Source organism: Streptomyces sp. NPDC000075 (assembly GCF_040301925.1).
In the GTDB taxonomy this organism is placed as follows: Bacteria; Actinomycetota; Actinomycetes; order Streptomycetales; family Streptomycetaceae; genus Streptomyces; species Streptomyces polychromogenes.
Genome location: NZ_JBEPFL010000004.1, coordinates 302,949 through 327,747, shown reverse-complemented (window position 1 = coordinate 327,747; position 24,799 = coordinate 302,949). Strand labels below are relative to the sequence as shown.

Genomic DNA, 24,799 nt, shown 5'->3' with positions numbered 1-24,799 from the left:
GGCCATGTCTACCCGCTTCACTCGGCCACGTCGATGATGCACCGGTTGGATTCCACCCCTGCGGCGGTCACCACCTGGACGTCGACCCGCCCCGGTTCCACCTCGGCGGGGACCGGCACGGTCAGCACCGTGTCGGACGGGTTCACGAAACCCCCGGCGACGGGGACCAGCGGGACGTGCACGTGGACCGCGCCGACCCGGACCACCAGCCGGGCCAGCATCTCCGGCGTACGCGCCCCTGGCGGGACGAAGCCGACGCCCCGGATCTCGATGTCGTCCCCGGGCCGGACCGCCGCGTCGATGTCCCCCGGCTCGCGCCTGCGCACCACCGACAGCACCAGCGGACGGCTCCCCTCGGCGTACTTCGCCGCCAGGTACACCGCCGCCGACAGGGCCATCAGCAGGGCCAGCGCCCACGGCAGCTGCGGCAGCCGGTCGGGGAACCGGGCCAGCGTCACCGCCGCGTAGGCCAGCACCACCGTGGAGAGCAGCACGTACTGCGCGTCCGGGAAGCTCCCGCGCCCGTCGTCGTCCGTCAGCAGGTCCACCCCGCGCGGCCGGTCCGCCGGCAGCTTCTGCAGCCGCTGCCCCGCGATCCGTACGGAGACCACCCGGCGCACCAGCACCGCCACCCCCGACGTCAGCGCGACCACCGCCAGCAGCGGCAGCGCCCGCCCCAGCGCGAACCCCTGGTACAGGGAGTCGCGCTCCGGCCCGGGCGAGGAGGCGGCCAGCCGCAGCGCGGGCAGCAGCGCCGCGAAGGCGGTCAGCACCACCCAGGCGCTCGGCACCGCCTTCGAGGTGGACAGCCGGTTGTCCTCGCCGACCACCGGGGCCAGCAGCCCGCCCCGCAGCGACTGCGCGCGGGCCGCGACGGTCAGCAGCCCGGCCAGCGCCAGCGCGGCCAGCAGCCCGGCGGTGCGGGCGGTGGACCAGCCGGTGCCGAGTGCGGTGCCGACCTGCACCAGCAGCAGCACCCCGGCGGCGATCCACAGGGTGAGGACGGCCCGCCGGGAGAACAGGTACAGCCAGGAGTTCCCGGCCTCCCGGCCCCGCTCGGCGACCGTGCGGGCGGACAGGGTCAACTCGTCGGAGACCCACTGACGGGAGGCGCCGAGGGAGTGGGCCACGGCGGACGGCACCCCCTGCCCGGCCGCGAACTCGTCGCGCTTCTCCAGGAACGCGGCGACCGCGCGGCGGTGCCCCTCCCGCGCGCAGTCGTCGCAGGCGCAGACGGCGGTATGGGTACCCCGGGACATCTCTTGGACAGCCACGTGCGTGCCGCCTCTCTGAACTACGGTGCGATGCCAGCGAATTGTGCACCACTGGGGCAGTGCTCCGGATTGCGCACGATGTCAGAGCAGGTGATTAACGGTTCATGATGTTGACGCCATCGGCCCGCCGCCGTCCGCGACCGTCTGCCACAGCGGCTGGTAGCTCGCCCACGCGGCCAGGTCACCCCCGAACCGCTCCCGCGTGGCGACCGCCCCGTGGTGGTCGATGAGCACCGGCTTCCCGGCGGCCCGCGCGATCAGCTGCACCTGCGCCGCCCGCTCCGCCGCCACGAACCACCACACCGCCGCGTCCACCGACCCGCCGACCGTCAGCAGCCCCCGGTTGCGCAGGATCAGCGCCTTGTACGGGCCCAGCGCCCGCGCGACCCGGGCGGGGTCCTCCGCCCCCAGGTACTCGTCCATGAGCGCGTGGTCCTCGTAGAAGGCGCAGGCCTCCTGGCTGACCGGGGCCAGCAGCTCGCCGAGGCAGGCCAGCGCCCTGCCGTACGGGGCCTGTGTGCGGACCACGGACACCACCTCGGGCCGCGCCCGGTGCACGGCCGCGTGCACGGCGAAGGCCAGCTGGTTCACCCGGCGCCCGCCCCGGACCACCCGTCCGTCCCCGTCGACGAGCAGCAGGTCGTCGGGGCGCAGGGCGGCGAAGGCCCGGCCGAAGGGGTTGACCCAGTAGCAGTCCCCGAACTCCGGGTCCCGGGCGGTGACGTGCCCCGTGACCCCGTCCTCGTACCCCAGCCGGCCCAGCAGCCGCAGCGCGCCGGCGAGCCGCTCCTTGCGGTGCGCCCGCTCCTCGGCGGGGTCCCGGTGCACGGGCGGCATCTCGAACGCCAGCCGCTCCGCCGGCACGGGTACGGGCTGCTCCGGCATGGCCGTCCCTCCTCCTGGTCGCGGCGCAAGGTACCGGCGCGGGGGCGAGGAGGCCAGACCCACGACGCGGCGAAGCCGCCGCTCCCCGGGGGGAACGGCGGCTTCGGCTCAGGCGCGACGGCGGGGGACTACTCCCACTCGATGGTGCCCGGGGGCTTGCTCGTGCAGTCCAGGACCACGCGGTTGACGTCCTTGACCTCGTTGGTGATCCGGGTCGAGATCCGGGCCAGCACCTCGTAGGGCATCCGGGTCCAGTCGGCCGTCATCGCGTCCTCGGACGAGACGGGGCGCAGCACGATCGGGTGGCCGTAGGTGCGGCCGTCACCCTGGACGCCCACGCTGCGGACGTCGGCGAGCAGGACGACCGGGCACTGCCAGATCTCCCGGTCCAGGCCGGCGGCGGTCAGCTCGTGGCGGGCGATGGCGTCGGCCTCGCGCAGCAGGTCCAGGCGCTCCTTGGTGACCTCGCCGACGATGCGGATGCCGAGGCCGGGGCCGGGGAACGGCTGGCGCTGGACGATCTCCTCCGGCAGGCCGAGCTCCTGGCCGACCATCCGGACCTCGTCCTTGAACAGCTGGCGCAGCGGCTCGACGAGCTCGAACTCGATGTCGTCGGGGAGGCCGCCCACGTTGTGGTGGGACTTGATGTTGGCCGTGCCCGTGCCGCCGCCGGACTCGACGACGTCCGGGTACAGGGTGCCCTGGACCAGGAAGGAGACCGCCGGGCCGTCCTCCTGGAGGATCTCCAGCTGGGCCTGCTCGAAGACGCGGATGAACTCGCGGCCGATGATCTTGCGCTTGGTCTCCGGGTCGGAGACGCCGGCCAGGGCGTTCAGGAAGCGCTCCTGGGCGTCGACGACCTTCAGCTGGACGCCGGTGGCCGCGACGAAGTCCTTCTCGACCTGCTCGGTCTCGCCCTTGCGCATCAGGCCGTGGTCGACGTAGACGCAGGTCAGCTGGGAGCCGATGGCCTTCTGGACGAGGGCCGCGGCGACCGCGGAGTCCACGCCGCCGGAGAGGCCGCAGATGGCGCGCTTGTCGCCGACCTGCTCGCGGATCGCCGCGATCTGCTCCTCGACGATGTTGCCGGTGGTCCAGGTGGGCTTCAGGCCCGCGCCCCGGTAGAGGAAGTGCTCCAGGACCTGCTGGCCGTGCGTGGAGTGCATCACCTCGGGGTGGTACTGCACGCCGTACAGCTTCTTCTCGTCGTTCTCGAAGGCCGCGACCGGGACGACGTTCGTCGACGCGGTGACGGTGAAGCCCTCGGGGGCGGCGGAGCAGGCGTCGCCGTGGGACATCCACACCGACTGGTGCTCGGGGGTGCCCTCGAACAGGGTCGAGCCGGGCTTCGAGACGGCCAGCGGGGTGCGGCCGTACTCGCGGGCGCCGGTGTTGTCGACGGTGCCGCCGAGGGTGGTCGCCATCAGCTGGAAGCCGTAGCACATGCCGAAGACGGGCACGCCGGACTCGAACAGGGCGCGGCCGTCGTCCAGGCGCGGGGCGCCCTCCTCGTAGACGGAGGACGGGCCGCCGGAGAGGATGATCGCCTTCGGGTCCTTGGCGAGCATCTCGGCCACGGGCATCGTGCTGGGCACGATCTCGCTGTAGACGCGGGCCTCGCGGACGCGGCGGGCGATGAGCTGGGCGTACTGCGCGCCGAAGTCGACGACGAGGACCGTGTCCGGGGCGCTGTCGTGGGCGGCGGAGGGTGCTTCTGGCACGGGACGGCCTTCCGGCGGAAGAGGTGGCTGTTTTGTCGATTCTACCGGTGGCGCCGGGCGCGCTTTTGTCGCACCATCCGAGGCCCACGTCACGTGGCGGGCGCGTCTCAGCATCCGGGCCCGGTTGGCCGCGGCGCCGGCGGGGGGCCATAATCCACACCATGCGCAAGCAGCTGAGCTTCCTCTTTACCTATGGCACCGGCCGGTCCGGTCGCCATGGGTCATCGTGATGCTCGCTTGAGCCGCTGACTTCCCAGAGCGCCCCGGTCCGACAGGACCGGGGCGCTCCGCGTTCCCGCTCCTGTCGGCCACGACCACAGGAGAGACCCATGAGCACCGTGACCACCACCGCCGCCACCCCCGAGCAGCTGATCGCCGACTGCCGGGAGCGCATCGACGCCCTCGACGACCGGATCATCGGGCTGATCCAGGAGCGGATGGCCGTCTCGGCCGTCATCCAGGAGGCCCGGATCGGCGCGGGCGGCCGCCGCGTGCACCTCTCACGGGAGATGGAGGTGCTGTCGCACTTCAGCGACGCCCTCGGCAAGCCCGGGACCGCCCTCGCGATGACCTTGCTGGAGCTGTGCCGGGGCCGCGTCTGACCGCGCGGCCGGGTGTTCGTCACCCGTCCGGACCGTGTCCGGCCCCGGGCGGCTTCGTTGAGGGGGGTGTCCGCGGGAGCGGTGAGACGTGACGCCCGACGGCGTACGTCGTGGGACCCCGCTCCCCCTCGTGACCGGGCGGCAGGGGACAGCGGCCCGGTCACAAGAGGAACGGCCGGTCCGGGGGACGCCCCGGGCCGGCCGTTCGTCGTGTTCGGGCGGTCAGGCCGTCAGGCGCTCAGGCCGTCACGCGTGCGCGCCGCCCTTGCGGCGGCGGGCCGAGAGGAACAGCGCGCCGCCGACGGCGACCAGCGCGGCCGCGCCGAGACCGACCAGGCCGGCCTGGCTGCCGGTGGAGGCCAGCGGACCGCCGCTCTTGCCGCCGTTCGCGGTGGTGCCGGCGCTCGCCGAGGAGCTCGCGCTCGGCGAGGCCGAGGTGCTCGCGGAGGCGCTGGGCGAGGGGCTGCCGGACGGGCTCGGGCTGGGACCCGTGGACGTCGGGTTCGCCGTGAAGGCGGCGAGGTTGTTGGCCAGGACCGGGTCGAAGGCGTGCCGCTGGGGCTCGCCCTTCGGGCCGGGCGCGCCGACCCGGATGGCGCCCTTGGCGTCCTTGACCGCCTTCTCGATCTTCAGCTCGAAGGGGAACTCGACGTTCTCGCTCTCCAGCACGGAGGGCGCGGTGGCGCAGCGGTACAGCGCCGCGTTCACGGGGTGGCAGGCGGCGGGCGCCGTGACGGCCTTCAGGCCCTGGGGGAGCTCCACGTCGACGACGGCCGCGGGGGTGCCGTCGCCCCGGCCGGCGATCCAGGCCGGGCCGTTGTTGCGGATGGCGACGACGGCCTTGGCGGTGGTGCCGGCCTCGCCCTTGACGGTCAGCGGCTCGGCTTCGAAGTCCGCGGTGTTCGAGACGGTGAGGACGGCCTCGCGCTTGTTGTCGGCCGGGTTGGCGTCCGGGCCGTGCTGGGCGAGCGGGGCGGGCGCCGCCGCCTTGCGGGCGGTCAGCCTGCGCGCCGCCTTGCCGGCCGCGTCGCCGGTCTTCGGCTGGTCGGTGCCGGTCTTGTCCGGCTCCGCCTGGGCCTTCGGCGGGACGGGCGCCGGGTAGACGCCGTAGCCGAACCGCTCGTTGAGGGCGTTCGCGCCGGCCTTCAGGTGGAGCGGGCTGTCGCCGGCCAGCTCGTAGGAGGCCTTGGGGTCGAAGTCGCCCTCGACGGTGCAGACGGCGGTGGTGGAGGTGCGGGTGGTGCGGTAGGTGCAGTTGTCGTACCGCTCCGGGAGCTCCAGGCCGCGGCTGGCCTCCAGTTCCAGGACGATGCCCTTGGCCGGCTCGTTGCCCGTGTTCCTGAAGGTGAGCGGCAGGGACTGGCTCTCCCCCGGCTTGGGGTCCTTCTTGAGGTTCATCTCGCCCATGACGAGGTCGGGCGCGCCGACCTTGATGCCGGTGACGGCGCGCTCGACGGTGGCGCCGGCGGCCGTGCCCGTCACGGTGACCACGCCGACGCCGGTGGTCTTGCCGGCGGTGACCTCCAGGTCCAGGCCGGCCGGGACACCGGGGCGCAGGCCCTGCTGCTTGCAGACGAGCGTGTTGCCGGCGGGGGCGCACTTCTTGGCCGCCGCGCGGGGGTTCTCCCGTACGGTCGCCACCCCGGCCAACCGGGAGAGGTCGACGGTCAGGGTGAACTCGCCGTCGAAGGTGTCGACCCCGGCCGGTCCCTCCAGCCGGTAGTTCAGGGCCACCGGCGTCGGGGAGCCCGTCGCGGGGGCGGGCGGAAGGGTGAGGCCGGGCGTTCCGGTCAGCCGGAAGACGGGTTCCGCGGCGTGGGCCGCGGCGGCGGGGACGGTGACGAGTCCCGCGGCAGCCAGGCCGCACGCGGCCAGCAGGGAGATGCGCTGTCTCATGCCCCGTGTGACCGCCGGACGCGCACCTCGGTTGCACGGTCGGCCGTGTGACCGACACCACAGCTTCACCCAAAGCATTCCGGTACAACCTTTTCCGGCGACCGCCTGTCCACTTCTGTACTGCGGCGGGTACCGCGCTCGGAGGGGGAGCGCGGTGCCCGCCGCGGTCGTGTCCGGGGTATCAGTCCTGCGGTTCCGCTTGTCCGCGGGGAATTTCCGGGACGGGCAGGAAGGGCAGCCGCAGTGCCCCGAAGGCCTCCTTCGGAACGGCCGGACGGACGGGTTCCACCGCCGCGAGGCGTTCGTACGCCTCCCCCTGCGCGGGCCGCGGGTCCGCCTCGCCCTTGTTCGGCCAGTACGACATGGCCCGCTCGGCCTGGGCCGTGATGGTCAGGGACGGGTTGACGCCGAGGTTGGCGGAGACCGCCGCACCGTCGACCACCGAGATGCCCGGGTGGCCGTACAGCCGGTGGTACGGGTCGACCACCCCTTCCTCGGGGGTGGCGCCGATCGGGCAGCCGCCGAGGAAGTGCGCGGTGAGCGGGGTGCCCATGAGCTCGCCGACGTTGCTGCCGGGGAAGCCGTTGATCTCCTCGGCCAGCAGGGTCGCGGCCTCGGTGGCCTCGGCGATCTGCACCGGGTTGGGCGCGCCGTGGCCCTGGCGGGCCGTCAGGAGTCCCTTGCCGGGGCCGCGGGGCTTGCGGTAGGTCGTCAGGGAGTTGTCCAGGGACTGCATGACCAGGCCGATGATGGTCCGCTCCGACCAGCGCCGGTTCGACAGGGAGCGCGCCAGCTGCACGGGGTGGCGGGCGGTGCGCGCGAACCAGGCGCGCACCCGGTGCGTGCTGTGGGGCACCTGGAGGACGGTCAGGAACCCCATGGCGTTGGAGCCCTTGCCGTAGCGGACGGGCTCGATGTGGGTGTCGGCGTTGGGGTGCACGGACGAGGTGATGGCCACGCCCCGGGTGAAGTCCGCCCGGCGTTCGGCGGGGTGGCGCCTGCGGTAGCGGCGGTCGTCGGTCTGGGCGCCGACCAGGCCCTCGGAGTTGGTGCGGGTCAGATCGCCGAGCCGGTCCGAGAGGCGGGGCAGTTCGCCGCGGTCCTTCATGGTGTGCAGCAGGGTCTGGGTGCCGTAGGTGCCCGCCGCGACGACCACGTACCGGGCGCGCAGCACCTTGGCGCGGCCGGAGCGGCGGTGGTCGGTGGGCACGGTGCGGATCCGGTAGCCGCCGTCGGGGTGTTCGGCGAGGGCGGTGACGGTGGTCATGGGGTGGATGACGGCGCCCGCCCGCTCGGCGAGGTGCAGGTAGTTCTCGTTCAGGGTGTTCTTCGCGCCGTGCCGGCAGCCGGTCATGCACTCGCCGCATTCCGTGCAGGCCCTGCGGGCGGGCCCGGCGCCGCCGAAGTAGGGGTCGGGGACCTCCTGGCCCGGGCGGACCTTCTTCTGCCCCTCGGCGTCCCGCCCGTCACCGAAGAAGACGCCGACGGGGGCCATGTGGAAGGAGTCGCCGACGCCCATCTTCTCCGCGGCCGCCTTGAGGTGGACGTCGGAGGGGGTCATCGTCGGGTTGAGCCGTACGCCGAGCATCCGCTTGGCCTGCTCGTAGTACGGGGCGAGTTCCGCCTGCCAGTCGGTGATGGAGGCCCACTGGCGGTCCTCGAAGAAGGCGGCGGGCGGCACGTAGAGGGTGTTGGCGTAGTTGAGGGAGCCGCCGCCCACGCCGGCGCCCGCGAGCACCATCACGTTGCCGAGCAGGTGGATGCGCTGGATCCCGTACAGCCCGAGGGCGGGGGCCCACAGGTAGTTGCGCAGGTCCCAGCTGTTGCGGGGCAGGCTCTCGCGGGTGAAGCGGCGTCCTGCCTCCAGGACGCCGACCCGGTAGCCCTTCTCGGTGAGCCGCAGTGCCGAGACCGAACCTCCGAAGCCCGATCCGATGACGATGACGTCGTAGTCGTATGCGTGGTCGTACGACACTGCGCGGTGCCTCCCGGCGGTCGGTTCGTGCCTGTTGCCCTGGGGGTGCGGGGTGCGGGGTGCTGGTGTGACCGGTGCGGCCTAGCGGAAGCGGAGGGCCTTGAGGACCTTGAGGCTGCGGGTCATGAACTCGGCGTACTTGGCGTCGTCCATGCCCAGCGAGGGGGCCATCGGCAGCAGCCGCTGGTGGGCCACCGTCTGGGCCTCGGTGTACTTGAGGATGCCCTCGGAGCCGTGCCGGCGGCCGAGCCCGGAGTCCTTCATGCCGCCCATGGGGGCCTGGGCGCTGCCGTAGGCCGGGGCGTAGCCGTCGTTGATGTTGACGGTGCCGGTGCGCAGGCGGGCGGCGACGGCGTGGCCGCGGCGGGCGTCCTTGGTCCAGACGCTGGAGTTGAGGCCGTAGGCGGTGGCGTTGGCCTGGGCGACGGCCTCGTCCTCGTCGGTGAAGCGGTAGATCGAGACGACGGGGCCGAAGGTCTCCTCGGCGCAGACGGCCATGGGGGTCTCGACGCCGTCGAGGATGGTGGGCTCGTAGAAGAGGGGGCCGATGTCGGGGCGGGCGACGCCGCCGGCGACGAGGGTGGCGCCCTTGGCCACGGCCTCGTCCACGTGCCGGCGCACGGTCTCCAGCTGGCGTTCCCCGACCAGGGAGCCCATGTCGGCGCCGTAGGCGAGGGCGGCGCCGAGCCGCATGGCCTTGGTGCGGGCGGCGAAGCGCTCGACGAAGGCGTCGGCGATGGAGGCGTGGACGTAGAGCCGCTCGATGGAGATGCACAGCTGTCCGGCGGAGGAGAAGCAGGCGCGGACGGCTCCGGCGGCGGCCTTCTCCACGTCGGCGTCGTGCAGGACGAGCATGGCGTTCTTGCCGCCGAGTTCGAGGGAGACGCCGACGAGGCGGGCGGCGGCGCCCTGGGCGACCTCGCGGCCGGTACGGGTGGAGCCGGTGAAGGAGACGTAGTCGGCGTGCCGGACCACCTCGGGGCCGACGACGGGGCCCTCGCCGAGGACGACCTGGAAGACCTCGGCGGGCAGCCCGGCCTCGATCAGCAGGTCGCGCGCCCACAGGGCGGTCAGCGCGGTCTCGGTGTCGGGCTTCATGACGACGGCGTTGCCCGAGACGAAGGCGGGCAGGGCGTCGCCGACGGACAGTTCGAGGGGGTAGTTCCAGGGGGCTATCTGGCCGACGACCCCGCGCGGCTGGCGCAGCTCGGTGACCTTGGTGAGGGTGGGCATGGCGCCCGTGTGGCCCTTGGGGCGCAGGTAGGAGGGGGCCTTGCGGCCGTAGTGGCGGGCGGCGACCGCGACGGCCTGGACCTCTTCGTGGGCGTGCAGGCGGGCCTTGCCGGTCTCCAGCTGGATGAGGTCGAGGACCTCGGACTGGCGGGCGAGGACCAGGTCGTGGAAGCGCAGCAGGACGGCGGCGCGCCGCCGCACCGGGACGGCGGCCCAGGCGGGCTGGGCGGCGCGGGCCTTGGCGAAGGCCTCGGCCACGTCCTCGGGGGTGGCCTCGGGGAGGTCCGCCAGCTTGGCCCCCGTGAAGGGGGTGTGGTTGGCGGTGCTGCCGGAGCCGGTCACTCCGCGGGTCAGCCGGGCGATCAGGGCGGGCGTCACCACGTCGGCGGCGGTGCGGGCGCCCGCCGGGGCCGGGGCGACCGGGTTGGTGGGTGCGGAGCGGAGGGGGGCGGCAGCAGCCTTCGAGTCCGTCATGGCGGTGAGCGTATTCCGCCGGGGGGCCTTTGGGTACCCGTGGGTAACCGGATTTTGCCAAGTGTGCCAGTAATCGCTGGCACGGTGGCCCGTCAGCCCTTCTTCGGTGCCGGTTCCCAGCCGCTGAGGACGGTGTCGAACCGCTGGCGGGTCGTCGCCCAGTCCTCGGCGGGGCCCGTCATGTAGATCGCGTACTCGGTGCCGTTCTTGTCGACGTACATCTGCTCGATGGCCCGGCGCGGTCCGGCGTGCACCCCCTTCTCGGTCCACGTGAAGTCCCACAGCACGGCCTGGGTGGTGTCCCGGAAGGTGTTCGGGTTGAGCTTCTGCCGCTTGTAGTCCGTCCGCTTCGCCACCTGCTTCTCCAGGTCGAGCAGGTGCGCGTACGGGTTCGGGTAGTCCGGGGTGGGGTCGGCGGCGATCCGGATGTAGTGCTTGCCGTTGTCCCCGGTGTAGTCGATCTGGTTGCCGTCCACCTGGCGGCTCCAGCCCTCCGGGACGAACAGGGTGAAGCCCGCCGGGTCGGTGACCTCGGTGTAGCCCTGCGGCGGGGCGTCGGCACCCTCGTCCTGCCCGTCGGGGGCGGAGACGTTCTTGTCGTCCGGGCCGGCGTTGTCCGCGGCGTCGCCGCCGGTCAGCTTCAGCACGCCGAAGACCCCGCCGCCGCCGAGCAGCGCCGCGACGAGGGCCACCACCGCGATCCGCCGCAGCCGGCCCGGCGTACCCCCGGCGGGTGCCGGGGTGCGCTCGGTGGGGGCGGTGGCCGTCGCCGGGCCGGACGTGGGCTCCGGCGCCGGGGGCACGGCCTCCCGGGCGGGGGCCCGCTCCTCGGCGGTCACCGCGCGGGTGGGCACGTACGCGTGCGCCGCCTTGGGCTCGCGGCCCTCCATGGCCTCGATCAGCATCCGCTCGGCCTCGGCCGCCGAGGGGCGCTCGGCCGGATCCTTGCGCAGCAGCGCGGTGATGACCGGGCCGAGGGGGCCGGACTGGCTCGGGACGGGCGGCTCGTCGTTGACGACGGCCTGGAGGCTGGAGATCGGCGAGGTCCGGCGGAACGGCGAACGGGCCTCGACCGCCGTGTACAGGGTCGCGCCCAGGGACCACAGGTCGGAGGAGGGGTCCGGGGCCCCGCCGGTGACCCGCTCCGGGGCCAGGTAGTCGATGGAGCCGACGAGTTCACCCGTACGCGTGATGGAGGAGTCCCCCTCGATCGCCGCGATCCCGAAGTCGGTGAGCAGCACCCGGCCGTCCTTGGCCAGCAGCACGTTGCCCGGCTTCACGTCCCGGTGCATGACGCCGACCGCGTGCGCGGCGCGCAGCGCGCCCAGCACGTGCAGGCCGATCCGGGCCGCCTCGCGGGGCTCGATCCGCCCGGCCGCCTTCGCGGCCTCCGCGAGGGAGGGGCCGTCGATGTACTCCATGACGATCCACGGCCGGTCGTCGTGGTCCAGGACGTCGTGCACGGTGACGACCGCCGGGTGCTGGATCCGGGCCGCCGCCCGGGCCTCCTTCTGGGTCCGGGCGTGCAGCACCTCCCGGTCGGCCTGGGACACGTACAGGACCGCCGTCAGTTCCTTGACCGCGACCGTCCTGTGCAGCAACTCGTCATGGGCGCGCCACACCTTGCCCATGCCGCCGCTGCCGATGGGCTCCACGAGCCGGTACCGGCCCGCGAGCACCGCGCCCGCGCCTGTCTGCTGTTCCACGAATTCCCGCCGCTCTGTGCACTCCGGGCCAGATTACGGAGCATGCGGGCGGTGCCGGAACCGGGCGGGGCCCGTGAGACAGCACTGTGACGCAATCGCCGTACTGATCGGCCGTCAGCCTCCGGCCTGGTAGCTGGCCGTGGCCTTGTCGAAGACGTCGGTGACCTTGTCCTGGTTGTCCTCCGGTCCCGTGACCATGACCACGTGGTAGCCGCCGCCCAGCGCGACGACGAAGTTGCGGGCGAACAGGGAGCGGCCCGCCGCGTCGATCCAGGTGTAACGGCCGGTCACCCGCAGCTGCTGGCCCACCTTCGTCGACTTCACGTCGCCCCCGGAGGCCCAGGTGGAGTTGCGGTACGGGGCCAGCTCCGCCTCCTTGTCCTTCTGGTAGCCCATCGGGTCCGGGGAGCCGCCCTCGACCCGGTCCCGGCCCGGGACCACGATCAGGGTGAACTGGCCCTGGGTGTAACGGACCTGACCGGCCTCGTTGATCGACTGCCGCTCCCAGCCGTTGGGGACGGCGATCGTGAAGTGCGCCGGGTCCTGCTGGAGGGTGTAGCCGTCGGGGGCCTGCTGGGCGGGCGGCTGCGCGCCGGAGGACGCGGAGGCCGGCGGCGGCGACTGCTGCGGGGGCTTCTGCGTCTTCTGCGGCGCCGGGGAGGGGGGCGCCGGGCTCTGCGCGGCCGTGGGCTGCTGGGCCCGGCCGGCGTCCTGGTCGTCGGAGCCCGGCAGGAACAGCATCGCGTACGCCACCCCGCCCACGAGCAGCGCCAGGACGGCGACCAGCAGGGTCCGGCCGAGGGAACGGGGCCCCCGGGGGGCGTCGGCGTGGCGGTGGCGGCCGTGCAGCTCACCGCGCCGGCGCACCTCGGGCAGGCGGGCCGGGTCGGGCTCGGGCAGCGGGAGGACGAAGTCGCCGTCGGGCTCCGGGGCGGAGCGGACGAGCGAGCGCAGCCAGCCGCGCAGCTCCTCGAAGTCGGGGCGCTCGGTGGGGTCCTGGCGCAGCAGGGACTCCACGACGGGGCGCAGCGGGCCGCACTCCTCGGCGAAGGCGGGGGGCTCCGCGCAGACCATGTCCACGAGCTCCGCGACGCTCTCCTCCGGGTACGGGGCGTGCCCCTGGACGGCCCGGTACAGCAGGGCGCCGAGGGCCCAGAGGTCGGTGGCCGGGCCGATGGGCGCGGCCAGCTGCCAGGGGCCGCCGTGGACGGGGCCGGCCTGTTCGGGGGCCCAGCGCTCGGTGACGGGGCCGACGACGGCCATCCGGGTCTGCCGGGCCCGCTCGGCGTCGAGCCCGGTACGGGGGCCTCCGGCGGCTAAGGGGGCGCCGCCCCAGGCCCCGGCGGACCGGGCGGGTCCGGGGGCGGGTCCGGCCGCGCGGGCCGGGGCGGCGGGGTGCGCGGGCGTCCGGGCTCCGGGGACGTGTGCCCCGGGTGCTCCGGCGGCGCGGCTCGCCGGGATGACGGGCAGGACGGCGGTGGCTTCGGACGGGTCCTCCTGCGAGGCCCCGCCCCCCGGGCGCGGCCGGCCCTCGCCCGGGCCGGCGGCATGCGGCGGGGGGTCGGCCTGGTGGTAGCCCTGCGGGAGCGCGAGCGACGCCGGGAGCGCGGGGCGGGGCGGCTCGGGGAAGGGCTCGGGCCACTGCGACCCCTGGTCCGGGGCCTGCTCCGGCTGCGCGTAGGGGCTCTGCTCCGGCTGCGCGTAGGGGCTCTGCTCCGGTTCCGGCTCCCGCTGCGGATCCGGCTGCGGCTGCGGATCCGGCTGCGGCTGCGGATCCGGCCGTTGCTCCTGGTCCGCCGGGCGGCGGGGGGCGACCCCGTGCCAGGGAGTGGGGGCGGCGGTGTCCGGGCCGCCGTACGGGTACGCGTACTCCTGCGGCAGGTTGGCCCCGGTCGGCGGCAACTGCGGGACGACCACCGGCCCCCGGGCCCCGCGCTCCTGCGCCGCCTGCTCGGCGGCGGCGCGGGAGCCGGCCCGGTAGGCGGCGATGGTCGCGGCGCGGGCGGCGGCCAGGGAGTCGTCGCGGTCGCGGGCCGGGGGCCCGGGCCGGGGCGCTGGCGCGGGCTCCTGCGGCTCGACGGCCTGCGGGGGCCCGGCCGGCTCGGCGGGCGCGGGGACGATGTGGTCGGTGTAGCGCGGCCCGGTGTCGTAGCCGGGGGCCACCAGGGGGGCGTACGTCGGCCCGCCGGCCGGTGGCGGCGGCGCGTCCCAGGCACCGTCCGGCTGCTCCGACTCCCCCGCCGGCACCGGGTCGTAGCCGCACAGGGCGTCCTCGGCGGCGCCGGCCGCGAGCCCGGTGAGGACGACGCGTCCGTCCTCGCATATCAGGACCGTGCGGACGGTGATGTTGCGGTGGGTCCAGCCGTGCGCGTGCAGCACGCGCAGGGCGGTCAGCACGTCAGAGGCGACCTCCGCCGCCCGGTAGGGGGTCAGCGGTTCGTCGGCGATGAGCGCGGCCAGCGGCCGGGCGGGGACGAGTTCGCTCACTATCCACAGCGAACCGTCCTCGGCGAACACGTCGAAGACCTGGTCGAGCCGGGGGTGGTCCGGTACGGAGGCGGCGGCCTGCGCGGCGGCGATCGCCCTGCGCACCGCGGGGAGTTCCCCGGTCGCGGCCGGGCGCGCACGGGTCCCGTCGAGCAGTTCGGCGTCCACCACCTCCGGCAGCGGGACGTGCCGGACGAGGACTTCCTGCCCGCTGCGGGTGTCGAAGGCGCGGGTCTCTATCAGCTCGTACTCGTCGGACGGCGGCAACGGCAGACGGTAGCGGTCGGCCAGGGTCCGGCCGGCGTAGTCCTCCACATCGCCTCCCCCGAGTGCGGTGGGTCCCCCATATGGCCCCGCTGACACGATACGTGCCCCGGGCCGCCCGCGTCCCGGGCTTGCGCGGGCCGTCAGCCCAACTGCTGGAAGGTGTCGAAGGCGGTGTTGCGCATCTGCGTGCACTCGGGGCCGTCCCACTGGTCGGCCGCACAGGTGATCATGATGGCGTAGCCGTTCTTGGCGTCCGCCCGGAAGCCGCGGTCGAGGACGCGGACCTTCGTGCCCTGCTCTTCGCGCTCGAACTCCAGGTCCGCGACGGTGGGGTAGCCGCGGTAGTTGACGGTTTCGAGGCGGATCTGCCGGTAGTTCCTGCTGCTGGCCGCCGTGCCCGGGGCCATCTCGCTCCAGGCGGCGAGGGCGTCGGTGCCCGGGCTGTCGGTGTGGTCGACCTGGATACGGGGGAAGCCGCCGGAGCGGCTGTATATCGCGCCCGAGTTCCTGCCGGCCGTACCGGTCTGGTGGAAGCCCTCGGGCATCGCCATGGCGAACCGGAAGTTCAGGTCCGTCACCGTGGCGAAGCCGGCCGGGACGCCCGCCCCACCGCCGGAGCCGCCCGGGCTGGCGCCCTGGCCCTGGCTGCTCTGCCCCTGGTTCTGGGCGGGGTCCGTGCCCGGGCTCGCACCGGGCGCGGCCGGGCTCGGACTGCCGCCCGCGGACGCGCCGGGGCTGGGGGTCGGGCTCGGCGAGGAGGCCTCCGACGCGGCCGGGGCGTTGCCCGGGGAGTGGGCTGCGGAGGCGACCGGGGCGGGGGTGCCCTGGCCCTCGTTCTTGCGGCCGCCCTTGTCGTCGTCGCCGCTGACCGCGTACGCGATGAGCGAGCCGATGACCGCCAGGACCACGAGGACGCCGGCTATCGCGAGGGCGATGGTGCGGCGCGGCATCACGTCGGTGAGGGACGCGGGGGCCACCGTGGAGGGGCGCTTGGGCGCGGCCTCGGCGGCGGAGGCGGCCGCGGCTTCGGCGGCCGCCGCCTTGCGGGCCGCCTTCAGCGCGGCGCGGGTGCGGTCGCGCTGCTCGCGCTCGCGGCGCTCGCGCTCCTTCTTCGCCGCCTTCTCGGCCGCCCTCTCCGCCTCCGCCTCCGCCTTACTCAGGGAGATCGGGCGGGTCTCCTCGACCGCGGGGACGGGTGCGGGAGCGGGCCCGGGCTCGGGCGCGTCGATCACGGCCTTCAGCATCGACCGGGCGCGGTCCTCGTCGAGCCGCATCGCCGGGTCCTTGACCAGCAGCCCGTAGATGACCTCGGTCAGCGCCGGACCGGCGTTCTTGGGCGGGTCCACGGCCTCGGTCATCACCGCGGTGAGGGTGGCGAGCGCGGAGCCCTTGTCGTAGGGGGGCACGCCCTCGACGGCGGCGTACAGGAGCCCGCCGAGGGACCACATGTCGGCGGGCGGGCCCGGCTTGTAGCCGCGGGCGCGCTCGGGCGAGATGTAGGAGGGGGCGCCGACGAGCATGCCGGTGGAGGTGATGGAGGGGTCGCCCTCGACCTGGGCGATGCCGAAGTCGGTGAGGACGACGCGGCCGCTGCCGGCGATGAGCACGTTGGACGGCTTCACGTCGCGGTGCAGGATGCCCTGACGGTGCGCGGCACGCAGGACGTCGAGCACGGCGAGACCGACCTCGGCGGCGCGGTGCGGGGTCAGCGGGCCGTTCTCGCGGACGAACTCGGCGAGGGAGGGGCCCTCGATGAGCTCCATGACGATCCAGGGGCGCGCGTCCTCGTCGACGACGTCGTAGACGGTGACGGCGCCCTCGTTGCGGATGCGCGCGATGGCCTTGGCCTCGCGGAGGGTGCGGGTGATGAGGCGGCGCTTCTCGTCCTCGTCGACGCCGCCGCCGAAGCGGAGCTCCTTGACGGCGACGGTCCGGCCGAGCACCTCGTCCTCGGCCCGCCAGACGGTGCCCATGCCGCCCTTGCCGAGCACGGCCCCGAGCCGGTACCGCCCGGCGAGCAACCGCCCTTCCCGCTCCCGCCCCCCGCCCGCACCGGCGGCCTTCCCCGCCACCGGCTTGGCGTCCTCGGGTGCGGCGTCAGCTGCCTTGCCCGTGGCGGGCTTCGCGGCCTCGGCCCCGGAACCTGCCGCCGTGGCGGCGACGGGCTTCGCCGTCGAAACGCCCTTCGGGGCCGGGGGCTTGGCCTGTGCCTCGGGCGCGGACTGGCGCGCGTCGGCGGTGCCGGGTCCGGCCTTCTCGGCGGGGTCCTCGTCCGCCGGGGCGTCAGGAACCGTTCCGGCAGCCGGGTCGGCGGCGGACTCCGCGTCCTCCGTCGCCTTCGACGCGCCCGACCTCGGGCGGGGAACGACGGCCGGTTCCGCCGCGGATCCGGCGCCCTCCGCCCCGGCGGTTCCGGCCTGCGCGACGTCAGATTCGGGCTGGGCGCCCGACTTCACCGCGCCGTCGCCAGGCGGCTCGGTGTGCTCCGGCTTCGACATGCGTCCCCTCTGCGATCGTGCAGCCTGCCCCGGCTGCCCCCGGCAGCCGCCGGGGGCAAGGTAACCCACCCCGGCAGAAACCTCATTGTTGCTCACTCCGCATCGGACGGGAGCCCCGGGTCCAGCGGTTCCCCCATGCGGATCACGGAGTCAGAACGGCACGATGTCGGGCGCCCCCAGCCGTGCCGCGTCGGCGGTCTGGTCGTCGGGCTGGCGCTGCGATTCCCGCTCCGCCTGCACCCGCTTCTCGTAGTGCTCCACCTCGTTCTCGATCTGCCGCTTGTTCCAGCCCAGCACCGAAGCCATCAGTTCCGCGCACTCGCGCGCCGAGCGCGTCCCCCGGTCGAAGGTCTCGATCGAGATCCGGGTCCGCCGGGTCAGTACGTCGTCCAGGTGACGGGCCCCCTCGTGCGAGGCGGCGTAGACGACCTCCGCCCGGAGGTAGTCGTCCGCGCCGGTCACCGGTTCGCCCAGCGCCGGGTCGTCCGCGATCAGGGCGAGCAGTTCCTCCGTCAGGGATCCGTACCGGTTCAGCAGGTGCTCCACCCGCACCACGTGCAGCCCGGTCCGCGCCGCCATGCGGGCCCGGCCGTTCCACAGGGCCCGGTAGCCCTCCGCGCCGACCAGCGGCACGTCCTCCGTGACGCACTGGGCCACCCGCTGGTCCAGCCCGTGCACCGCCTCGTCGACGGCGTCCTTCGCCATCACCCGGTACGTCGTGTACTTGCCGCCGGCCACCACCACCAGCCCCGGCACCGGATGGGCCACCGTGTGCTCGCGGGAGAGCTTGCTCGTGGCGTCCGACTCCCCCGCCAGCAGGGGCCGCAGGCCCGCGTAGACCCCCTGGACGTCGTCCCGGGTCAGCGGCACCGCCAGGACCGAGTTCACGTGCTCCAGCAGGTAGTCGATGTCGGCGCTGGACGCCGCCGGGTGCGCCTTGTCCAGGTCCCAGTCGGTGTCCGTGGTGCCCACGATCCAGTGCCGCCCCCAGGGGATGACGAACAGCACCGACTTCTCCGTCCGCAGGATCAGTCCGCTGTTCGAGTGGATCCGGTCCTTGGGGACCACCAGGTGGATGCCCTTGGAGGCCCGGACGTGGAACTGTCCGCGCTCCCCGATCAGCGCCTGCGTGTCGTCCGTCCACACCCCGGTCGCGTTGACCACCTGCTTCGCGCGGATCTCGTACTCCCCGCCGCCCTCCACGTCCCGCACGCGGGCCCCGACCACCCGTTCGCCCTCGCGGAGGAAGCCGATCACCCTCGCGCGGTTGGCGCAGTGCGCCCCGTAGGCGGCGGCCGTCCGGACCAGCGTGGTCACGTAGCGCGCGTCGTCCATCTGGGCGTCGTAGTACTGGAGGGCGCCCACCAGGGCGTCCTTGCGCAGGGCCGGGGCGATCCGCAGCGCCCGGCGGCGCGAGAGGTGCCGGTGGGTGGGCAGGCCCCGGCCGTGCCCGCTGGAGACCGACATCGCGTCGTACAGCGCCACGCCGGAGCCCGCGTAGAACCGCTCCCAGACCTTGTGCTGGAGCGGGTAGAGGAACGGCACCGGCTTCACCAGGTGCGGGGCGAGCCGCTCCAGCAGCAGCCCGCGCTCCTTGAGCGCCTCGCGGACGAGGGCGAAGTCGAGCATCTCCAGGTAGCGCAGGCCGCCGTGGATGAGCTTGCTGGAGCGGCTCGACGTCCCCGACGCCCAGTCGCGCGCCTCCACCAGCCCGGTCGACAGACCCCTGGTCACCGCGTCGAGCGCGGTGCCCGCGCCGACCACCCCCGCGCCGACGACCAGCACGTCCAGTTCCCGCTCGGCCATTCCGGCGAGGGCCTCCGCGCGCTGCGCGGGCCCCAGTGTCGCTGTCCTCACGGCTGCCTCCCGTTGGTGCGGGCCGAACCCGCTCGGTGCGGGTGATCCCGCTCACATCTCCCGTTTTCCGATTCTGACCGGCCGCGCCGACATCAGCCACCGGCTGTGGACAACACAGGGATGACCAAGGCCCCAGAATGCGACATATCTGTCATATATACGCCTAGTCTGACATTGCGCCAGCTCCATTCGTCCACAGGACTTGCGCGCACCGCCTCCTCATGCATGCCAGGGAAGGGAAGGGACGGCCCCCCATGCCCGCAGACCTCGCCGTCATCGGACTCGGCCACCTCGGCCTCCCCCTCGCCCAGGCGGCCGTCGCCGCCGGGATCGAGACCGTCGGCTACGACAGCGGCCCCGCCACGGACAGCCCCCTCACCGCCGCCGAGATCCGCCGCATGTCGGCGGCCGGCTTCCGCGTCACCACCAACCCCGCCGAGCTCGGCCGGGTGCGCACCGCCGTCATCTGCGCCCCCACCCAGCTCGGCGCCGACCGGGCCCTCGACCTCACCGCCGTCGGCGCGGCCGGCCGCACCCTCGCCGCACGGCTGCGCCCGCACACCACCGTGATCCTGGAGTCCGCCGCCCACCCCGGGGTCACCGAGGACTACCTGCGGCCCGTCCTGGAAGAGGGCTCCGGACTGCGCGCCGGGCGCGACTTCCACCTGGCCTACTCCCCCAGCCGCCTCGACCCCGGCAACCGGACCCACACCATCGCCAACACCCCCAAGGTCATCGGCGGCCTCACCCCCGCCTGCACCGAGTCCGCGCACGCCTTCTACGCCCGCCTCACCGAGAAGGTCGTCCGCGCCCGCGGCCTGCGCGAGGCCGAGACCGTCCAGCTCCTCGAAACCAACTACCGGCACGTGAACATCGCCCTCATGAACGAAATGGCGGTCCTCTGCCACGACCTCGGCGTCGACCTGTGGGACGTCATCCGCTGCGCCGAGACCAAGCCGTACGGGTTCCAGGCCTTCCGCCCCGGCCCCGGCGTGGGCGGCCACGGAGTCCCCCTCGACCCGAACTACCTCCCCCACCCCACCCGCACCCCCGGCCACCCCCTGCGCATGGTCGGCCTGGCGCAGGAGATCAACGACCGGATGCCGCAGTACGTCATCCAGCGCTGCGCCACCCTGCTGAACGAGCACGGCAAATCCGCCCGCGGCGCCCGCGTCCTCCTCCTGGGCGTCACCTACAAGCCCGACCTCGCCGACCAGGAGGGCTCCCCCGCCCGCGAGATCGCCAGCCGCCTCCTCGACCTCGGCGCCCTGATCAGCTACCACGACCCGTACATCGCGGGCTGGCGGGTCCGCGACCAGCCCGTCCCGCGCGCCGACTCCCTCTACGAGGCCGCCGCCAACGCCGACCTGACGATCCTGCTCCAGCACCACCGCACGTACGACATGCAGGGCCTGGCGGTGAAGGCCCAGCTGCTCCTCGACACCCGCGGCGCCAGCCCGGCCGGCGCGGCCCACCGCCTCTGACCAGCCCCGCCGCAGGTCACAGGCCGATTCCGGTTCGATCGTCCGACCGAAAACCCCTCCAGGAATGCCGCAGTCCCCTGCTAGCCTGCGGCGTCACTTATCTCGCACTTATGCCCCCGGGGCACACGTGCGCCCGAATCCCTGGGGGGGATTTCCCGCATGAGCCAGAACTTCCAGCCGCCCGCGCCCTCGTCCTACACCGAGGCACCCGCCCCGGCCCCGGCCCGCGGCGGCAACATCGGCCTCGGCCTCGTCCTGGCGGTCCTCGCCGCCGTGGTCACCGCCGCCGCCTACGGCGGCATCATCGGCGCCACCGAGCACCAGATCGGCTACGCCGCCGTCGGCGTGGGCTTCCTCATTGGCCTGGCCGCCGGCCGCTTCGGCGGTGCGAACCCGGTCCTCCCCGTCCTGAGCGGCCTCCTGGCCCTGGGTGCGGTCTACGCCGGCGAGATCTTCGGCACCGCCCTCCTCATCAGCAAGGCCGCCGGCGACAAGGCCACCCTCAGCGAGATCGTCTTCGACCACTTCTCACTGGTCCAGGAGGCCTGGACCGAGGAACTCGGCCCGCTGACGATCCTCTTCTTCGCCCTCGGCGCCTACGCCGCCTTCCAGACGGCGCGCAAAACCGCCGCCTGATCCGCACACGCCGGAGGGCCGGCACCCCGCTCGGGGTGCCGGCCCTCCGGCGTACGTACGGAAAGACGGGTCAGCGGCGGTGCTGGGAGTCCGCGACCGTGACCTCGACCCGCTGGAACTCCTTGAGCTCGCTGTAGCCGGTCGTGGCCATCGAGCGGCGCAGGGCGCCGAAGAGGTTCATCGAACCGTCCGGGGTGTGCGACGGGCCGGTGAGGATCTCCTCGGTCGTGCCGACCGTGCCGAGGTTGACCTTCTTGCCGCGCGGCACGTCCTCGTGGACGGCCTCCATGCCCCAGTGGTGGCCCTTGCCGGGCGCGTCGGTGGCGCGGGCCAGCGGGGAGCCCATCATCACGGCGTCCGCGCCGCAGGCGATGGCCTTGGGCAGGTCGCCGGACCAGCCCACGCCGCCGTCGGCGATGACGTGCACGTAGCGGCCGCCGGACTCGTCCATGTAGTCGCGGCGCGCCGCGGCCACGTCCGCGACGGCCGTGGCCATCGGGACCTGGATGCCGAGGACGTTGCGCGTGGTGTGCGCGGCGCCGCCGCCGAAGCCGACGAGGACACCCGCCGCGCCGGTGCGCATCAGGTGCAGGGCCGCCGTGTAGGTGGCGCAGCCGCCGACGATGACCGGGACGTCGAGCTCGTAGATGAACTGCTTGAGGTTCAGCGGCTCGGCCGCGCCCGAGACGTGCTCGGCCGAGACGGTGGTGCCTCGGATCACGAAGATGTCCACGCCCGCGTCGACCACGGCCTTGGAGAACTCGGCCGTGCGCTGCGGGGAGAGCGCGGCGGCGGTGACGACGCCGGAGTCGCGGACCTCCTTGATGCGCTGCCGGATCAGGTCCGCCTGGATCGGCGCGGAGTAGATCTCCTGGAGGCGGCGGGTCGCGGCCTCCTCGTCCAGCTCCGCGATCTCGTCGAGCAGCGGCTGCGGGTCCTCGTAGCGGGTCCACAGGCCCTCGAGGTTCAGCACGCCCAGGCCGCCGAGCTCGCCGATGCGGATGGCGGTCTGCGGGGAGACCACGGAGTCCATGGGGGCGGCCAGGAAGGGGAGCTCGAAGCGGTACGCGTCGATCTGCCAGGCGATCGAGACCTCCTTCGGGTCCCGCGTACGCCGGCTCGGGACGATGGCGATGTCGTCGAAGGCGTACGCCCGGCGGCCGCGCTTGCCGCGCCCGATCTCGATCTCAGTCACGTGTGGTGGCCTTTCCTCTGGGTCTGCCCGTCCAGTATCCCCGAACGCCGGGGACGCGCGTTCCGGTGACCGCTGTACGGACGCACTCCCGCGCGCCCGCGGACGCGCCGGAGGGGCGGGCCCGGGTGGGCCCGCCCCTCCGGGCGGTCATCGTGTTCAGCCCTTGCGGGAGTAGTTCGGCGCCTCGACCGTCATCTGGATGTCGTGCGGGTGGCTCTCCTTGAGGCCCGCCGAGGTGATCCGGACGAACCGGCCGCGGTCCTGGAGCTCCGGCACCGTGCGGCCGCCGACGTAGAACATCGACTGGCGCAGGCCGCCGACCAGCTGGTGGACCACCGCGGACAGCGGGCCGCGGTAGGGCACCTGGCCCTCGATGCCCTCGGGGATCAGCTTGTCGTCGCCGCCGACGCCCTCCTGGAAGTAGCGGTCCTTGGAGAACGACTTGCGGTCGCCCCGGGACTGCATCGCGCCCAGCGAGCCCATGCCGCGGTAGGACTTGAACTGCTTGCCGTTGATGAAGAGCAGCTCGCCCGGGGACTCCTCGCAGCCCGCGAGCAGCGAGCCGAGCATCACCGTGTCAGCACCCGCGACGAGGGCCTTGGCGATGTCGCCGGAGTACTGGAGGCCGCCGTCGCCGATGACGGGGACGCCCGCGGCCTTGGCGGCCAGCGAGGCCTCGTAGATCGCGGTGACCTGCGGGACGCCGATGCCGGCGACGACGCGGGTGGTGCAGATGGAGCCGGGGCCGACGCCGACCTTGATGCCGTCGACGCCCGAGTCGATCAGGGCCTGGGCGCCGTCGCGGGTGGCGACGTTGCCGCCGATGACGTCGACGGAGGCGTTCGACTTGATCTTGGCGACCATGTCGCCGACCAGGCGGGAGTGGCCGTGCGCGGTGTCGACGACGATGAAGTCGGCGCCCGCCTCGATGAGGGCCTGGGCGCGCTCGTAGGCGTCACCGGCGACGCCGACGGCGGCGCCGACCAGCAGGCGGCCGTCCTTGTCCTTGGCGGCGTTCGGGTACTTCTCGGCCTTGACGAAGTCCTTGACCGTGATGAGGCCCTTGAGGATGCCCGCCTCGTCGACCAGCGGGAGCTTCTCGATCTTGTGGCGGCGCAGCAGCTCCATGGCGTCCACACCGGAGATGCCGACCTTGCCCGTGACCAGCGGCATCGGGGTCATGACCTCGCGCACCTGGCGGCTGCGGTCCGACTCGAAGGCCATGTCGCGGTTGGTCACGATGCCGAGGAGCTTGCCGGCCGGGTCGGTGACCGGGACGCCGGAGATGCGGAACTTCGCGCAGAGCTCGTCGGCCTCGCGCAGCGTCGCGTCCGGGTGCACCGTGATCGGGTCGGTGACCATGCCGGACTCGGAGCGCTTGACCAGGTCGACCTGGTTGGCCTGGTCGGCGATGGAGAGGTTGCGGTGCAGGACGCCCACGCCGCCCTGGCGGGCCATCGCGATGGCCATCCGGGACTCGGTGACCTTGTCCATGGCCGCGGACAGCAGCGGAACGTTCACGCGGACGTTGCGCGAGATGAGCGAGGAAGTGTCGATCTCGTCCGGAGCCATGTCCGACGCGCCCGGCAGCAGCAGCACGTCGTCGTAGGTCAGTCCGAGCGCGGCGAATTTGTCGGGTACTCCGTCGGCGGTCATGACACCTTCCCAAATGGTCTTGCTCAGCGCGGATGTCCATGCTAACGGGATCCCGAGGCGTCTCATTCCACGACCAAGGTCAACCGGAAGATTCGTAGCTTCCTACGAGGAAATCGTCCGGGCTCACTGCTCCGCGAGCGCGCGCAGCCGGCTCAGCGCGCGGTGCTGCGCGACCCGCACCGCACCCGGGGACATCCCGAGCATCTGGCCGGTCTCCTCCGCGGTCAGCCCGACGGCCACCCGCAGGACGAGCAGCTCGCGCTGGTTCTCCGGCAGATTGGCCAGCAGCTTCTTGGCCCAGGCCGCGTCACTGCTGAGCAGCGCTCTCTCCTCGGGGCCCAGCGAGTCGTCCGGCCGCTCCGGCATCTCGTCGGACGGGACGGCGGTGCTCCCCGGGTGCCGCATGGCGGCCCTCTGGAGGTCGGCGACCTTGTGCGCGGCGATGGCGAAGACGAAGGCCTCGAAGGGGCGCCCGGTGTCCCGGTAGCGCGGCAGCGCCATCAGGACGGCGACGCACACCTCCTGCGCGAGGTCCTCGACGAAGTGGCGGGCGTCACCCGGGAGCCGCGACAGCCGGGTGCGGCAGTAGCGGATGGCGAGGGGGTGCACGAAGGCCAGCAGATCGTGCGTGGCCTGCTCGTCACCGTCGACCGCGCGGCGTACGAGCGCGCTGACGGCCCCGGCGTTGCCGCCTTTGGCGGCGCCGGTGGGGCCTGTGGCCGGGGATGACCCCAGGGCCTCGTCGTCGCGCATCGATCCATGGTGCCTTGGCGCCGGAGCGTTCGTGGCATCGCGGTCCGTGTTGTGCGTCGAAGCGTTATGAGCGGGTGCGCCGGAACCCATCTTCTGCGCCCTCCCCTCCGCTCGGCCCGAATCGTCGTCCCCGAGGACTCGACCTCTCCAAGAATGCGGCACACCATCAAGGATGCGGCATCGCGCCCGAAGCGACACGT

Annotated in this window: 16 protein-coding genes; 3 read left to right on the top strand and 13 right to left on the bottom strand. The window is 73.6% G+C overall.

Annotated elements, in window-relative coordinates; genetic code table 11:
• Nucleotides 1–17: 17 nt before the first annotated feature.
• From ABT403_RS07530 to guaA, 3 genes are all read right to left on the bottom strand, one after another.
• On the bottom strand, nt 18–1,274 hold the full coding sequence (locus ABT403_RS07530; protein WP_344163655.1) for a hypothetical protein: 1,257 nt from the start codon (nt 1,272–1,274) through the stop codon (nt 18–20).
• Nucleotides 1,275–1,376: 102 nt separating this feature from the next.
• Nucleotides 1,377–2,159 (bottom strand): class II aldolase/adducin family protein, encoded by a 783-nt coding sequence (locus ABT403_RS07525; protein ID WP_344163652.1) that lies wholly within the window; start codon nt 2,157–2,159, stop codon nt 1,377–1,379.
• Between the two features lie 128 nt (nt 2,160–2,287).
• Nucleotides 2,288–3,880 (bottom strand): glutamine-hydrolyzing GMP synthase, encoded by a 1,593-nt coding sequence (gene guaA, locus ABT403_RS07520; protein ID WP_344163649.1) that lies wholly within the window; start codon nt 3,878–3,880, stop codon nt 2,288–2,290.
• Between the two features lie 329 nt (nt 3,881–4,209).
• Between guaA and ABT403_RS07515 the strand changes: the two genes are divergently transcribed.
• Nucleotides 4,210–4,482, top strand: a complete 273-nt coding sequence (locus tag ABT403_RS07515; RefSeq protein WP_344163646.1) for a chorismate mutase — start codon at nt 4,210–4,212, stop codon at nt 4,480–4,482.
• 246 nt (nt 4,483–4,728) lie between these two features.
• On the opposite strand, the gene ABT403_RS07510 is transcribed toward ABT403_RS07515, so the two are convergent.
• The 7 genes from ABT403_RS07510 to ABT403_RS07480 form a co-directional block, all read right to left on the bottom strand.
• On the bottom strand, nt 4,729–6,378 hold the full coding sequence (locus tag ABT403_RS07510) for a COG1361 family protein (protein WP_344163643.1): 1,650 nt from the start codon (nt 6,376–6,378) through the stop codon (nt 4,729–4,731).
• Nucleotides 6,379–6,559: 181 nt separating this feature from the next.
• Nucleotides 6,560–8,353: a GMC oxidoreductase gene (locus ABT403_RS07505; protein ID WP_344163640.1), complete on the bottom strand. Its 1,794-nt coding sequence runs from the start codon at nt 8,351–8,353 to the stop codon at nt 6,560–6,562.
• A gap of 81 nt (nt 8,354–8,434) precedes the next feature.
• On the bottom strand, nt 8,435–10,060 hold the full coding sequence (locus tag ABT403_RS07500; RefSeq protein ID WP_344163637.1) for a succinic semialdehyde dehydrogenase: 1,626 nt from the start codon (nt 10,058–10,060) through the stop codon (nt 8,435–8,437).
• A 92-nt stretch (nt 10,061–10,152) separates the two neighbouring features.
• Nucleotides 10,153–11,766, bottom strand: a complete 1,614-nt coding sequence (locus tag ABT403_RS07495; RefSeq protein ID WP_344163634.1) for a serine/threonine-protein kinase — start codon at nt 11,764–11,766, stop codon at nt 10,153–10,155.
• Nucleotides 11,767–11,880: 114 nt separating this feature from the next.
• The gene (locus ABT403_RS07490) at nt 11,881–14,568 is read right to left on the bottom strand and encodes a serine/threonine kinase C-terminal domain-containing protein (protein WP_344163631.1); all 2,688 of its coding nucleotides are present in this window, start codon (nt 14,566–14,568) and stop codon (nt 11,881–11,883) included.
• A 92-nt stretch (nt 14,569–14,660) separates the two neighbouring features.
• The gene (locus ABT403_RS07485) at nt 14,661–17,018 is read right to left on the bottom strand and encodes a serine/threonine-protein kinase (protein ID WP_344163628.1); all 2,358 of its coding nucleotides are present in this window, start codon (nt 17,016–17,018) and stop codon (nt 14,661–14,663) included.
• A 150-nt stretch (nt 17,019–17,168) separates the two neighbouring features.
• Entirely contained in the window at nt 17,169–18,875 is a 1,707-nt protein-coding gene (locus ABT403_RS07480; protein WP_344163625.1) for a glycerol-3-phosphate dehydrogenase/oxidase, read from the bottom strand.
• Between the two features lie 254 nt (nt 18,876–19,129).
• Between ABT403_RS07480 and ABT403_RS07475 the strand changes: the two genes are divergently transcribed.
• Both ABT403_RS07475 and ABT403_RS07470 read left to right on the top strand, forming a co-directional pair.
• Entirely contained in the window at nt 19,130–20,359 is a 1,230-nt protein-coding gene (locus tag ABT403_RS07475) for a nucleotide sugar dehydrogenase (RefSeq protein WP_344163622.1), read from the top strand.
• Between the two features lie 159 nt (nt 20,360–20,518).
• A complete protein-coding gene (locus ABT403_RS07470) occupies nt 20,519–20,995 on the top strand; it encodes a hypothetical protein (protein WP_344163619.1) in 477 nt (158 codons plus the stop codon).
• 70 nt (nt 20,996–21,065) lie between these two features.
• On the opposite strand, the gene ABT403_RS07465 is transcribed toward ABT403_RS07470, so the two are convergent.
• The 3 genes from ABT403_RS07465 to ABT403_RS07455 form a co-directional block, all read right to left on the bottom strand.
• The gene (locus ABT403_RS07465; protein ID WP_344163616.1) at nt 21,066–22,190 is read right to left on the bottom strand and encodes a GuaB3 family IMP dehydrogenase-related protein; all 1,125 of its coding nucleotides are present in this window, start codon (nt 22,188–22,190) and stop codon (nt 21,066–21,068) included.
• A 156-nt stretch (nt 22,191–22,346) separates the two neighbouring features.
• Entirely contained in the window at nt 22,347–23,846 is a 1,500-nt protein-coding gene (gene guaB, locus ABT403_RS07460; protein ID WP_344163613.1) for an IMP dehydrogenase, read from the bottom strand.
• A gap of 123 nt (nt 23,847–23,969) precedes the next feature.
• The gene (locus ABT403_RS07455) at nt 23,970–24,599 is read right to left on the bottom strand and encodes a sigma-70 family RNA polymerase sigma factor (RefSeq protein ID WP_344163610.1); all 630 of its coding nucleotides are present in this window, start codon (nt 24,597–24,599) and stop codon (nt 23,970–23,972) included.
• Nucleotides 24,600–24,799: the final 200 nt, after the last annotated feature.

Excerpts from the sequence above, each read along its gene's own strand:
- ABT403_RS07525 (WP_344163652.1), bottom strand. The coding sequence starts at position 2,159 with ATGCCGGAGCAGCCCGTACCCGTGCCGGCGGAGCGGCTGGCGTTCGAG.
- ABT403_RS07515 (WP_344163646.1), top strand. The coding sequence starts at position 4,210 with ATGAGCACCGTGACCACCACCGCCGCCACCCCCGAGCAGCTGATCGCC.
- ABT403_RS07510 (WP_344163643.1), bottom strand. The coding sequence starts at position 6,378 with ATGAGACAGCGCATCTCCCTGCTGGCCGCGTGCGGCCTGGCTGCCGCG.
- ABT403_RS07500 (WP_344163637.1), bottom strand. The coding sequence starts at position 10,060 with ATGACGGACTCGAAGGCTGCTGCCGCCCCCCTCCGCTCCGCACCCACC.
- ABT403_RS07485 (WP_344163628.1), bottom strand. The coding sequence starts at position 17,018 with ATGTCGAAGCCGGAGCACACCGAGCCGCCTGGCGACGGCGCGGTGAAG.
- ABT403_RS07475 (WP_344163622.1), top strand. The coding sequence starts at position 19,130 with ATGCCCGCAGACCTCGCCGTCATCGGACTCGGCCACCTCGGCCTCCCC.
- ABT403_RS07470 (WP_344163619.1), top strand. The coding sequence starts at position 20,519 with ATGAGCCAGAACTTCCAGCCGCCCGCGCCCTCGTCCTACACCGAGGCA.
- guaB (WP_344163613.1), bottom strand. The coding sequence starts at position 23,846 with ATGACCGCCGACGGAGTACCCGACAAATTCGCCGCGCTCGGACTGACC.
- ABT403_RS07455 (WP_344163610.1), bottom strand. The coding sequence starts at position 24,599 with ATGCGCGACGACGAGGCCCTGGGGTCATCCCCGGCCACAGGCCCCACC.